10 protein-coding genes are annotated in these 12653 nt (G+C 50.7%); 2 read left to right on the top strand and 8 right to left on the bottom strand.

The window, feature by feature from the left end; genetic code table 11:
- Positions 1-54: 54 nt before the first annotated feature.
- The 5 genes from thrB to Q399_RS0108420 form a co-directional block, all read right to left on the bottom strand.
- The gene (thrB, locus tag Q399_RS0108440; RefSeq protein ID WP_031567723.1) at positions 55-987 is read right to left on the bottom strand and encodes a homoserine kinase; all 933 of its coding nucleotides are present in this window, start codon (positions 985-987) and stop codon (positions 55-57) included.
- Positions 988-989: 2 nt separating this feature from the next.
- Positions 990-3449 carry a bifunctional aspartate kinase/homoserine dehydrogenase I gene (gene thrA, locus Q399_RS0108435; protein ID WP_031567720.1) on the bottom strand — a complete coding sequence of 820 codons (2460 nt, stop codon included), beginning with the start codon at positions 3447-3449 and terminating at the stop codon, positions 990-992.
- Between the two features lie 202 nt (positions 3450-3651).
- Positions 3652-4623 carry a sensor domain-containing diguanylate cyclase gene (locus tag Q399_RS0108430; RefSeq protein ID WP_031567717.1) on the bottom strand — a complete coding sequence of 324 codons (972 nt, stop codon included), beginning with the start codon at positions 4621-4623 and terminating at the stop codon, positions 3652-3654.
- A complete protein-coding gene (locus Q399_RS0108425) occupies positions 4623-5237 on the bottom strand; it encodes a hypothetical protein (protein WP_031567715.1) in 615 nt (204 codons plus the stop codon). Before Q399_RS0108425 ends, Q399_RS0108430 begins: the two co-directional genes overlap by 1 nt.
- Positions 5234-5599, bottom strand: coding sequence for a response regulator (locus tag Q399_RS0108420; protein ID WP_031567712.1), 366 nt, complete (start codon positions 5597-5599; stop codon positions 5234-5236). Before Q399_RS0108420 ends, Q399_RS0108425 begins: the two co-directional genes overlap by 4 nt.
- Before the next feature lie 330 nt (positions 5600-5929).
- Here Q399_RS0108420 and Q399_RS0108410 point away from each other — a divergent pair, with 330 nt between their 5' ends.
- Both Q399_RS0108410 and Q399_RS0108405 read left to right on the top strand, forming a co-directional pair.
- Positions 5930-7672 (top strand): sensor histidine kinase, encoded by a 1743-nt coding sequence (locus Q399_RS0108410; RefSeq protein ID WP_031567710.1) that lies wholly within the window; start codon positions 5930-5932, stop codon positions 7670-7672.
- A gap of 104 nt (positions 7673-7776) precedes the next feature.
- Positions 7777-8682: a recombination-associated protein RdgC gene (locus Q399_RS0108405; protein ID WP_031567708.1), complete on the top strand. Its 906-nt coding sequence runs from the start codon at positions 7777-7779 to the stop codon at positions 8680-8682.
- A 63-nt stretch (positions 8683-8745) separates the two neighbouring features.
- Here the strand turns inward: Q399_RS0108405 and Q399_RS0108400 are convergent, their stop codons facing one another.
- From Q399_RS0108400 to Q399_RS0108390, 3 genes are read right to left on the bottom strand one after another with little or no spacing between them, the layout of a single operon-like run.
- The gene (locus Q399_RS0108400; protein WP_031567705.1) at positions 8746-9585 is read right to left on the bottom strand and encodes an HDOD domain-containing protein; all 840 of its coding nucleotides are present in this window, start codon (positions 9583-9585) and stop codon (positions 8746-8748) included.
- 10 nt (positions 9586-9595) lie between these two features.
- Positions 9596-10009: an HIT domain-containing protein gene (locus Q399_RS0108395; RefSeq protein WP_031567703.1), complete on the bottom strand. Its 414-nt coding sequence runs from the start codon at positions 10007-10009 to the stop codon at positions 9596-9598.
- Positions 10010-10019: 10 nt separating this feature from the next.
- The gene (locus Q399_RS0108390; protein WP_245612857.1) at positions 10020-12638 is read right to left on the bottom strand and encodes an ATP-binding protein; all 2619 of its coding nucleotides are present in this window, start codon (positions 12636-12638) and stop codon (positions 10020-10022) included.
- Positions 12639-12653 lie beyond the last annotated feature (15 nt).

Raw genomic sequence — 12653 nt, 5'->3', positions numbered from 1 at the left:
TTGTTCCTAGAGCATTGCTCTTAAATCATTGAATTTATTGTTCAAACCAGCAACCTAAAGGGCGCGCGCCCCTGTGGTTGCCAGCCGGCAAATGTGCGTCATCGCATCAGCATTTTTTTCATAGTGCGCCGCCAGATAAGCCCGGGCGAACTCCGCCCGTTCTGTCGTGCTGCAAAGCGCAAACAAGGTAGGGCCTGCGCCGGAAATTCCAACATGACCAATCCCCTCCGCCATCAGCGCGGCTCGAATAGCCGGTAACTCCGGAATGAGCGGCGTGCGTGCTGGCTCGGCGACCACATCTTTAAGTGCCGCAAAGGCCTCCACTTCATCTTCGCTATACAAAGCGGCGACAAAACGCGCCACAGTGCCGGCGAACTGAATACTGTGTTTGAGTGTCAGCTGCTGCGGTAACACCGCCCGCGCCGCTTTGGTCGACAGCACAGTGCCCGGATAACTCAGTACCACCTGCCAGTGTGAAAACCACGGCAGTTGGCGATACAACAACGGGCTTTCCGGCAGCATCAGTTGCAAGCCACCATGTAACGACGGCGCCACGTTGTCGTAATGCACACCGCCACTGACGCCGCCTTCACAGACGGCGGTCAGCTCCAGCAATTCGCGTTCGCTGAGCGGATGACCGAAGTAGTCGTTAAAGGCATAACAAGCCACCACGATGGAACAGGCGCTGGAGCCGAGGCCACTGCCGACCGGTAAATGCTTGACCAACCGCAGTTTCAGCCGCGGTAATGTGCGGCCAACCTTTTGCTCAAAAGCATAAAAGCTGGTCAGCACCAGATTGTCGTTGCTGTCGCCTGGCAGCTGGTGGACATAACGGCCCGCCAGCTCCAGCGACATGGTGTCTGCTTCAGCAATAATCTGTAACTCATCACCGAGCAAAGTGCCGTCGACGGCTTCAAAGGCTGCGCCGAGTAAATCAAAACCTACCGAAAAATTCCCGGTGGAGGCCGGCGCAAAATACGACTTCATGCTCAAACCTCCTGCTGCCAGCCGAGTGTGCGCATCACATCGCCAAACACACCGGCCGCTGTTACCGCAGCACCAGCGCCATAACCGCGCAGTACAAATGGGATCGGCTGATAATAGCGGGTATGGATCGCCAGCGCGTTTTCACCGTCTTTCACCTTGGCGAGCGGATGGTCCAGATCTAAAGCTTTGACCGCGACTCTGCACTGACCCTCGGCGATTTCGCCGATAAAACGCAACACTTTGCTTTCCGCTTGCGCCGCCGCAACTTTGTCAGCGTACCAGCTATCCAGTTCTGGCAACTTGGCCATAAAGGTCGCCACATCAGTGCCTGGCGCAAAATCAGCCGGCAACACACCTTCGACTGTGACATCCGCCAAATCCAACTCAAGACCGGCTTCACGCGCCATAATGAGCAGCTTACGCGCCACATCCATGCCGGATAAATCATCGCGTGGGTCTGGTTCGGTAAAGCCCATGGCTTTGGCTTTGGCAGTGACTTCCGACAGCGGCAGGCCTTTTTCCAGCTCACCGAACAGGTAACTCAGACTACCCGACAATATGCCTTCAAAAGCCACCAGTTCATCACCAGCGTTTAACAAGCCTTGCAGCGTATCAATCACCGGTAAACCGGCGCCAACAGTGGTCTCATACAGGAATCGACGGCGGTGACGCTGCGCCACCTGACGCAGTTCACGGTAATACTCGAGGCTGGCGGTATTGGCCTTTTTGTTTGGCGTCACCACATGAAAACCCGCCGCCAGGAACTGGCTGTACTGCGCCGCAATAGCTTCTGAACTGGTGCAGTCAATCAACACCGGGTTGGTTAAATGATGTTCCTGCACAAATTTATCCAGCGCCGCCAGCGAGAACTGGGCAGTCGCTGCCCCCATTGCAGCTTGCCACCGGGTTAAATCAATGCCCTGACCGTTTAACAATAACTGGCGCGAGTTGGCGATGCCGTAAACGCTTAAGCGCACATTGCGGCCCTGCAGGAACTGTTGCTGACGCTGGAACTGCGCCAGCAATTCACTGCCGACCACGCCACAACCGACCAGGAACACATCAATACTCGGCACATGGCTGAAGAAGTTCTCGTGACAAACTTTCACCGCATTCTGGCAGCTTTGCTGCTCAACCACCGCTGAGATAGAGCGCTCGCTGGAATCCTGTGCAATCGCCACCACGTTAACGCGGGCTTGGGATAACGACGCGAAAAACTTCGCCGCCACACCGCGGTGCTGGCGCATACCGTCGCCGACTAAACTGACAATCGCCATGTCGGTCTGAATTGCCAGTGGACGTAATAATTTGCCCTGCAGTTCCAGCTCAAATTCCGCTTCGAGCGCACGTTTGGCGGCGGTTAAATCGAGCTGCGCCACACAGAAACTGATACTGAATTCACTGGAGGACTGGGTGATTAAATTCACCGACACCTGCTCGCGCGCCATAGTGGCAAAAATGCGCGAAGCCATGCCCACCACGCCTTTGAGGCCCGGGCCGGATACTGTGATAAGCGCCAGATGTTCCAGACTGGAAATACCTTTGACCAGACTGTCGCCACTGTTGTGGTTGTCGATACAGCTGCCAGGCGCCTGCGGATTCAGCGTGTTTTTGATGTAACAAGGAATTTGATAACGCGCCAGCGGACCAATAGTTTTCGGGTGTAACACTTTGGCGCCGAAATAAGACAGCTCCATTGCCTCGTCGTAAGACAAGTGGTCAATCAGTTTGGCATTTTTGACCTGGCGCGGATCTGCGCTATAAACACCGTCCACATCGGTCCAAATCTCACAAACTGAGGCGCGCAGCGCAGCTGCGACAATCGCGGCTGAATAGTCCGAGCCGTTACGGCCCAGCAGGCAAAGTTCGCCTTGCGCGTTACTGGAGACAAAACCGGCCAGCACATAAACCTGCGCCGGCTGCTTTTTCACAGCTGCACCCAGCGCAATTTCTGAAGCAGGCACATCGGCCACAGCATTCAGGTAATCGCCCTGACTCTTCACGCATTGCACCGAATCGAGCAGCACAGCCTTCACCTGCTGCGCCAGCAGTAATTCGGTCATCAGTGCGACACTGAATTGCTCACCGAGTCCCAACAACTGTGCCTTGATATGGTCCGGACAATAATGCAGTAATTCAACGCCTTGCAACCGATTGCTCAGTGTCGCATCTTGCGCAGCGACCACATCTTGCAACCGCTGCTGCGCGGCACTATCAAGCACTGCCGCCGCATCCGCCAGCATTTTTTGCAACCGCTGCCGCCAGCCATTTAATGCATCCTGATAACCGGTGCCCAGAAAGGCCAGGTCCGTCAGCTCAACCAATAAATTGGTCACCCCATGTGGTGCAGATAAAACCAGTCCAACCGGCTCGGTTTGTGGTTGCGACCGCACAATAGCCGCAACTTCCAGAAACCGCGCCACAGACGCTAACGACGAACCCCCAAACTTAAGCACCCGCATTTTTTTGCTCCTCAGATAAAACGCAAAAGGCCCGTGACTGTTGAGGTCACGGGCCTTTTCTCAAGACAATACGCCGCCGACCTCCTACCCCGCAGGGCTGGTGGTAATAATCGTGGTGGTTGTATTGATAATTTTGGTATATTTCATGCGTCTTATATGCGCATTGTTTTAGACGTCTGTCAATCTAAATGTGTAGATTATTTCAGTTCGCCTTTTTGTGATAGTCCGTTTCGCCGGCCTGATAACAACATACCCGGTTCCGGCCGGTTCTTTTCGCGTTGTATAATGCCATGTCTGCGCAACGAATTAAATCGTCATGCAAGAAATGTTGTTTCGGCTCAAATTCAGCCACGCCCATACTGAGCGTTGCCCGAATAGTCTGCTGGTTAAACAGCATCGAATAATCGGCCACAGCCCGGCAGATCCGCTCGGCGACCTCGGCCGCCCCTTCCAGGCCAGTGTCAGGCAAAATAATGCCAAACTCCTCACCGCCATAGCGGCCGAGTAAATCTGAATCACGTAACAGACTGCCGATAAAAGACGCCAGCTCGACCAACACAAAGTCACCACCCAGATGGCCATATTTATCGTTCAGATCTTTAAATTTATCCAAATCAAACAAAATCAGGCTGAGTGAATGCTGGTAACGCTGGGCGCGATGAATTTCCTGCTTCAGCTGCTCTTCCCAATAACGCCGGTTTTGTACTTTGGTCAGGCCATCCTGCCGGTTGGCTTTTTCCAGTTCGATCAGCGTACGGCTTAAATGCTGCTGGTAAACAAAAGCATCGGTGGCATCTTCAATCAGAATACAAATCAGTGGTTGTTCATGTTGTGCTGTGGCGAGCGGCAGCATAGTGCAGTTTTGCGCCATGTACTGGCTACTACTGGTGATAGGCCGTAAATGCGGCAGCTTAAAAATGTATTGGCGCTGCTCCCAGCTGCTAAACGCCGGCGAGTTTAAATCCAGCACACTCATCAGTTTGCGTTTGAGCCAGGCTTCGGGCAGATCGGCAAACACGTTAAACAACGACTTACCTGCCACTTCACTCAATTGCAGATTGCCATGCCGTTCAATGAAGGCATTCAGATAACGGATATTGTATTCGTCATCAATCACAATCACGCCGCTATTGAGTGCAGCGAGAACCGGATTGCAGACCATTTCCTGAAACATCAATAGGCTTCCAGGATCCGATCCAGAATATTTTTGATATTACTGACCGCTTCGCCGGGGATCAGCAAAATCATGTCACAGTTAAAGGAGTGGTCGATAAGCTGATAACTGATATCCACTTTTAGTGCATGCTCCCAGTGAAACGAAGTATTTTTCAGCACGTCGGCAACATTACCATGGCGCGACGACAATATTCTGGGCGCAGAATATGACAGGCTGTTTTCAATCTGGTCGGCTAAACCGTTTAAGAAAGTGGTGGTCAAAATAGAGCTGATGTCAGTCAACATTTCAATTTCTGAGACATCACCGGCTTCATAACCGAGCAAAGCGGAGATTTTGTGCGCATTTTCCATCTGATACAGCACTATGGCTTCGCCACGCACGCCTTCGTTACCAAAAAAGCCCTGACTGACCAATGCAGCTTCGGCATCCTGATAACGGTTTTCGAATTCTTCCGGGATATGCATAGCGCCGACTAAAGCAATAGAAGGCACCTGCAGATGGACAAAGGTGTTGAGGAAACGCGCCAGCTTGTCGCTGGCAAGGCCCATCGCAACGTTGATGATTTCCTGCAGGCAGTCGCGCTGCTCTTCACTGAAGCCAAGATTATTCATATGAAACCATACTGTTTCAGCACGCCAATGATTTTGTCTTCGTTTACCGGTTTTTGTACAAAAGCTAGAGCACCAAGTTCCATCACCCGCTTTTGCATTTCCGGCTGGATGTCGGCAGAAATTACAATAACAAAACAATCAATCCCTTCGGCCTTAATCGCTTCGAGCACGCCGACGCCATCTAATTCAGGCATGGTTAAATCCAGAAACACCAGACCAATTTCCTGACTGCGCAGTACGGCCAACGCTTCTAAACCATTGCCGGCTGTCTGAAATTCCGCATCAAAGGATTCCGGCAGACTTTTTCGCACTTGCTTACGGGCTAAAATTGAATCGTCACAAATAAGGACTGGCAAAGCCATGCAGAACTGCCTCTGTATTTCTAATAATTATTTGAAGTTACGGGCAAAATATAACCACTTGCCCCTTTGATTGCAACATCCGTAAACAGGCTATTGTAAAATGCAGCAGCAGTTTTACTGGCCTGCCGGTGACTACGTAAAGCCAGATTTGGACTATAGTTTGGCAGCAGCATAGGGATGCTGGCCTCTGATCCATTTGTTGCACCGCACACAGTAGCCAAATAATGTAGTAAAGTATTTTAATTATTGTTTTTTTTAGCTAATTTTATAGCATTGGCTAGCAGCTCCAGGGCTCTACTGGCAGCGTATTCACAAATCACAGGATGTCAGATGCAACAAAAAAGCCTTTCGCGTAAGCTGCTGACTAAAGTGTTGTCAGTGTATTTCATCCTGACCTTTGTCGTGACCCTCGGCCAAATCGTCGCCGAATACTTTAATACCAAGAACCATATTAACGGCGAGCTCGCCACTCTGCAGCAGACTATTTCCGGCTCACTGACCCGGGCGATTTGGGAACTCAACACTCAGCAAGCGCTGATTATTGCTGACGGCCTGTTAGCCATCCCGTCGATTGAAGGCATCATAGTGCGTGACGACAGCGGCGCTGTGATCACCCAGCTGGGCCAATATGTGGATATCAGTGAGCGCTATAGTAATCAGCTGGTGAAAGAAGGCGTGCGCCTGACAGAACAACAAAGTGGTTTGTTTGGTTATACCTTTCCGCTGATTTTTGAATTCTCCGGCCGCGCCACTCAGGTCGGCGATGTCACGTTGTTTTCCAGCCGAACCATTGTGTTGGACCGGATTAAAGTTGGGATTTACTTCCTGATTGGTAACGCCGTATTAAAAACAACTTTCCTGATCATTCTGTTTTTGATCGCCTTTCGCAAACAACTGACCTTGCCGCTCGCTGAACTGACCCAACAGATTGAGGAGCTCGAACTCGACAATCTCGAAGGCACCAAAGTCGAAATTCAGCATGGCGACACCAACGAATTGGCGGTAATGGCCGATGCTTTTAACCGCCTGATCGCGCGGGTGCAGGATTACAAAGGCCAGCTTGAAAGCACACAAAAACAACTTTTGCAGAGTAATGAAAAACTCGACCAGCACAATCTCATTCTGGAGCAGGAAGTCGCCCGTAAAACCTCAGGCCTCAGTCAGGCGATGATGGACCTGCAACAGCAAAAACAAGAGTTGGAAGTGAAACAGCAGGCGCTACGGGAAGAGATTGAGCGCCGCCGCCATACCGAAGATGCCCTGCGCAACAAACAAACCGAACTGGAAAAACTGGTCAATGACTTACGTCAGGCTCAAGACCGGCTGGTACAGTCGGAAAAAATGGCTGCCTTGGGCGGTTTGGTCGCAGGTATTACCCACGAAGTTAACACCCCCGTGGGGATTGGCGTCACTGCTACCAGCTTCCTGGCGGAGAAACTAGCCACCCTTGAACATGCATATCAAGAGAAAAGCCTGTCCCCTAAAGCACTGGAACATTTTATCGAAGAAGCCAAACAAGGCACCGAGTTGTTAAATACCAATCTGGTGCGTGCTTCAGAACTGATTGCCAGCTTTAAACAAATCGCGGTGGATCAAACCAGCGAGGCGATCCGCACTATTCAATTGCAGGATTATCTGAACGAAATTATCCGTTCGTTGCAGCCGCATTTTAAAAAGACCAAACACCATATCGAAGTCAATTGCCCGGAAAATCTGGTGTTAAGTTGCCCGGCTGGCGCCATTTCGCAGATTTTTACCAACCTGCTGATGAATTCTCTAATCCACGGTTTTGAAGACATGGAAGAAGGCAATATCAACATTACTGTTATCGACGAAGGCAACATTGTTGATATCAATTACAGCGACAACGGCAAAGGCCTAACCGCAGAGCAACTGGAAAAACTGTTCCATCCGTTCTTTACCACCAAAAGGGATCAGGGTGGCAGCGGCCTTGGCACACATATTACCTACAACCTGGTACGGCAGACACTTGGCGGCAGCATTCAGGTGCGAAGTGAACCAGGTCAGGGCCTGGCCTACCATATTCGTTTCCCCAAAGTGCTGAAACGTTGAGCAATCATCCAACCGGCGACCTTGCTTTCTAACGTCGCCGGGTTGTCGCCTCGTCCATTCCGGTTATACTGACCGCCTTTTCTGAATTTCGGACCTTGCTGACTATGTGGTTTAAAAACCTGCGTGTATATCAAATTACTGAACCGTTAAACCTCAATATCGATAAACTCGATACTGCACTGGCTGAGCATAAATTCACGCCCTGCATGGGCCAGGATGCGTTGAAACTCGGCTTTACCTTCCCGCTGCACCCCAGCATTAAATCCTACGCGCATCAGCTGGAGCATCTGTTTGTATTCGCGTTGAAGCGTCAGGAAAAAGTGCTGCCTGCCGCCGTGATCAATGAAGAATTACAACCAAAAATTGACACGCTGGAAGCGGAAAAAGGCCGGCCATTAGGACGTAAAGAAAAACAGGCGCTGAAAGAAGAACTCATACAAACATTGTTACCACGGGCATTTAGCCGTTCAACCGTGACGCAGGCGATTTACGATGCAAAAAATAACTGGTTTATCGTTAACACCAGTTCTGCCAGCCGCGCCGAGGATTTGCTGGCGCTACTGCGCAAGGCGCTAGGGTCTTTACCGGCAGTGCCATGGATTGACAGCAATCAGCTCAGCCAGTCGATGCAACAATGGCTCAGCAATCAGGCGTTGCCAGCCGGTTTTAGTCTGGGTCATGATGCAGAGCTAAAAGCGCCGGATGAAGAAGGTGCCAAAGTTCGTTTCAGTAACCATCTTCTGACCACTGATGAAGTGCAAAGTCACCTCGAAGATAAGCTGGTCACCAAATTAGAGCTGGTACAGCCAGAGCTGCTGAGTCTGATGATTTGTGAAGATGGCAGCATCAAAAAGCTGCAGTTTGAAGAGTTGCTGGCGAATAAAAATGATGAATTGGGCTGGGAAGACCTAATCCTGCGCCTCGATGCGGATTTGTTAGTGATGGCTAACGAGCTGGCGCAAGTGCTGCACGTTATCAAAGACCAGGTTCAGCCGCTGGTCAAAGCTTGATCAATAATCGGGGCGATTTAATCGCCCCGATTTCGTTTTAGCATCAGAAGCAAAGCACCGGGTTCACATAAACATGGTCTTCGCATCCTGATAGTTCTGCGCTATCTGCGGGTCCTGCATAAAATTCACTTTGGGGATTAATCCCTGTGCCAAATACTGCTCCAGTAACTGGGGTTCATTGCTGCGCCTTGGAAACTGTTGCCGCGCAATCGCAGCCAGTCGGACAAAATCGGTATAGCAAACCTCATCACTGGTTTGCAGCCCCGCCCAATCCTGCGTCACTTTGATAAAAATGTCAGCAAAACCCCAACTTTGCAGGATCACGACGCCGATACTGGCCGAGAGGTCACGAATGGCGTGACGCAAATACGTGGGTTCAGCAAATACAGCCGGATACTTTTCGGCCTCAGTTAAAATCGGTAAAGCACCGATCTGATACACCAGCGCAGCCAGGGTCAGCGTATCGAGATTGAGCGGGACATGTTTGTGGCTTTGCTGGTAGAACTTCAGACAGGCCATCGCAATGCAGGTGGTTTCAATGGTCTCGCGCCACAGCTCGCTCATTTGCTCCAACACTTGCGGATGCTGGCTGACAAAAAGTTGCTCCAGCGCCATGGCAGTCGCGATATTTTTCACCTGAAACAAGCCAATCCGCGTCACCGCCTGATTTAACGTGTTCACTTTGATACTGCGGCCTAAAAAGGCACTGTTGGCAACTTTCAGCATCCTTGCAGCGAGCGCCGGGTCCAGCGCAATCACTTCTGCCATTGAATGCAGATTAATATCCGGGTCATCTGCCGCCTGCCGCACCCGGACCGCGATCTCAGGTAAAGTCGGCAGTACCAGTAAATTGTTGCGTAGTTTTTCCATCAACAACGTCAATAAAGCATTATCCGCCGACATATAAACTCCTTTAAACCGATGAACGTGCGGACCAGCGCCGCTGGATCTCCGTTAATTGTAACGCGGAATAAGCCTTGGCAGGATATTTCCCCCAGACAGGTGCAGGCCAGCTCGGATCCTGCACAAATCGCGCAATATGGTGCAAATGCAACTGTGGCACCATGTTGCCAAGTGCAGCGAGGTTCAACTTGTCGGGATGATAATCCTGGCGCAGATAAAGACTAAGCGCCCGGCTTTCTGCCCATAATTGCAACTGCTCCGCTTCCGTTAAATCAATAACATCACGCGCCCCCTCGCACCTGGGGACCAAAATAAACCATGGATATTGCTGGTCATTGATAAGCCTGACCTGGCACAAAGGCCAATCCGCCAGGAATACTGAATCTGCCGCTAACTGCGGGTGTAACTGAAAACTGTCTGGCATCGTTTTACTCTTAACCAATGGCCACAGTCTGGCCGGTATGTTGCTGCATTCGCTGAATAATCAGCTGACAGGCAAAAGCGTCCTGGGATTTCGCTGACAGCTCGAGTTCTGCTGCCAGCTGGGTAATTTCCGGAAACCCCATACTACCGGCACAGCCCTTCAGGCTGTGGGCTTCATACTGCAATGCAGCCAGGTCTTGTTGATGATGTAACTGGGCCAGCTGCTGCAATTGCGCGGGCAGCCGCTGCGCAAAATCCTGTTTCAGCGCAATAATGGCCGGATCCTGTTCAAGCTTTAACGCCAGCTCATCTTCGAGTTGACGATCTTTGCGGGTGTACTGGCGGATCATAGCGTAAAAATCGTGCTGCACTATCGGTTTGCCCAGCAGCGCCTGACATCCCGCTTCAAGATAACGCTGGTGATCTTCCCGCATCACGTTTGCAGTAAGCGCAATAATAGGGACATCTATACCGGCATGGCGGATCAGTCGGGTTGCCTCTTCGCCGCCCATTTCCGGCATCTGCATATCCATGAACACTAAATCAAAATCTTCCAGCAGCAGTTTTTGTACGGCCTGATGGCCATTAGCGACCATGGTAAATTCCGCATTGATCTTACGCAGTAACACAGCAACCAGTAGCTGGTTATCGGTATTGTCCTCAGCCACCAGAATCCGTAGTTGTGGCTGACAATCGGATTCCGGTTGGATCTGCTCCGAATTTGCCACCGGCTCAAAATGGTCAACCAGACTGATTTGTTGGGTGTCGCAATGCATTTGAATTTCAAAGCAGCTACCGAGCCCTTTCACACTTTCGGCCCGAATGTCACCGTTCATCTGCTGCATTAGCTTCTTCGAAATCACCAGCCCCAGCCCGGTGCCACCGAAATTACGGGTAACTGTGGCGTCCGCCTGAACAAACGGCTGGAATAACTTGGTCAGTTCCTCAGCACTCATACCAATACCGGTATCTTTAATCCGGATCAGCAACAGCTCGTCGCCAGACTGATAACTGACCTGGATCAGCACTTTGCCACGCTGCGTAAACTTCAGTGCGTTGCTGGTCAGATTTAACAACACCTGGCGAAAACGCAATTCATCGGTGCGCAGAAAGGCTGGCAATGGATAGTTCAGTTCCAGCACACAGTCCAGCGCCTTGGCCTGAGCCTGATTCCGGGTTTGCTGATAGATATCATCAATAACCTGCAGAAAATTAAACTGGGCATAAGACAATTCCAGTTTATCAGCTTCGATTTTTGACAGATCTAAGATGTCATTGATCAGATTTAATAAATGATCGCCACTGCGCAGGACGCGTTTGAGGTAATCATTCATTTGCTCTGGGTCTTGTTCCACCAGTGCTTGTTCGCTAAAACCGATGATGGCGGTCAATGGCGTGCGAATTTCATGGCTCATGTTAGCCAGGAATACACTTTTAAGCCGGTTAGCCTGTTCGGCAGACTCACGCGCCAGGATCAGCTGCTGGTTCGCGCTGGCCAGATTGCTGTTAGCCCGCGCCAGGTCCTGCGTTCTTTTCTGAACTTTTTCTTCCAGCTGCTGCTTATAAGCCCGCTCACGCTCGCGGTAGACCCGAAGCTGGCGCACCATCACGTTAAATGCGGCGAACATATCACCAAGTTCATCTTGTTTTTTCACCGTCAGCAAGGTGCTGAGGTCACCCCGCCCTACAGCCGTTTTGGCCTCAGTCAGTACTTTGATGGGCTCAAAAATATAATGAACCAACAACCAGTAACATAACAACGGCAGACCGACTGAAAACAGGATGCTGACGAAAAACAAAAACAAAGGCAAAAACTCAGAAACATCCATCAATTCTGTTTCGTCAACCGCACTGACCAGCATGAAGTTGCCGGGTAAAGACGCGCCCAGCACCTGCATTGGCTTACCGAGTAAAACTATCGATTGCAGATGTTCAGCTCCAACAGAGCGCTGCACCTGAGAGAAATTGGTTGGCGCCAACGCACTGCCAATTAAATTGGCTTTGTCAGCGTAAGCAATGGTGCCACCGGCACTGACGATCAAATTCACATTAGATGACAACAGGCGGTTCTGGACGATTTCGTCCAGCAGACCGACATTCAGGTTCACCACCAGATAACCCCAAAGCCGGTCGATTTCACTGCTATTGTTGGCCAGCTGGTAAATTTTCTGGGCCAGGATCACGTGTAATTTTTGCTGGTCAGATTCACGGCTGATGAAGATACCGGAATCCTCGATCATGCCTTGTAGTGAAGTAAAATAGTCGGCGCGAAAGCGGCTGCCTGAGATATTTTCGCCGTTTTGTTGCGGCAACTGAAACACCAACTCGCCATTGAGGCGTAATAACTTAATTTGCTCAACATCAGGGTTGGCTTTCTGATATTGCCGGAACTGGTCTTTCAGGCGTGGCAAGTCGGCAGTCTGCGAGTCAAGAAATGCGAGTGTACTTTCACTTCGGCTCAGATGCTGCAGATGCATCTGATGATTATTCAGATAACTGCTGAGTTTTTCTTGTTGGATCTCAAGATGCTGCGCCACCTTGATGAAGGCTTGCTGGACAAACGACGATTCGCTGTAACGATATGCCAGATAGCCAAAGGCTAAGGTTGGCAAAACCATCAAAGGAAACATATAGATAACAAGGGT

Origin of the sequence: Rheinheimera texasensis DSM 17496, assembly GCF_000711985.1 — a bacterium.
Lineage (GTDB): Bacteria > Pseudomonadota > Gammaproteobacteria > Enterobacterales > Alteromonadaceae > Pararheinheimera > Pararheinheimera texasensis.
The sequence above is the reverse complement of the archived record's forward strand: the minus strand, read 5'-3'. Positions and strand labels throughout refer to the sequence as shown.

What these genes read in the sequence shown, in the direction of transcription:
- Q399_RS0108420 (WP_031567712.1), bottom strand. Translation starts at nt 5,599, where the DNA reads ATGGCTTTGCCAGTCCTTATTTGTGACGATTCAATTTTAGCCCGTAAG.
- Q399_RS0108430 (WP_031567717.1), bottom strand. Translation starts at nt 4,623, where the DNA reads ATGTTTCAGGAAATGGTCTGCAATCCGGTTCTCGCTGCACTCAATAGC.
- Q399_RS0108395 (WP_031567703.1), bottom strand. Translation starts at nt 10,009, where the DNA reads ATGCCAGACAGTTTTCAGTTACACCCGCAGTTAGCGGCAGATTCAGTA.
- Q399_RS0108390 (WP_245612857.1), bottom strand. Translation starts at nt 12,638, where the DNA reads ATGTTTCCTTTGATGGTTTTGCCAACCTTAGCCTTTGGCTATCTGGCA.
- Q399_RS0108425 (WP_031567715.1), bottom strand. Translation starts at nt 5,237, where the DNA reads ATGAATAATCTTGGCTTCAGTGAAGAGCAGCGCGACTGCCTGCAGGAA.
- thrB (WP_031567723.1), bottom strand. Translation starts at nt 987, where the DNA reads ATGAAGTCGTATTTTGCGCCGGCCTCCACCGGGAATTTTTCGGTAGGT.
- Q399_RS0108410 (WP_031567710.1), top strand. Translation starts at nt 5,930, where the DNA reads ATGCAACAAAAAAGCCTTTCGCGTAAGCTGCTGACTAAAGTGTTGTCA.
- Q399_RS0108405 (WP_031567708.1), top strand. Translation starts at nt 7,777, where the DNA reads ATGTGGTTTAAAAACCTGCGTGTATATCAAATTACTGAACCGTTAAAC.
- Q399_RS0108400 (WP_031567705.1), bottom strand. Translation starts at nt 9,585, where the DNA reads ATGTCGGCGGATAATGCTTTATTGACGTTGTTGATGGAAAAACTACGC.
- thrA (WP_031567720.1), bottom strand. Translation starts at nt 3,449, where the DNA reads ATGCGGGTGCTTAAGTTTGGGGGTTCGTCGTTAGCGTCTGTGGCGCGG.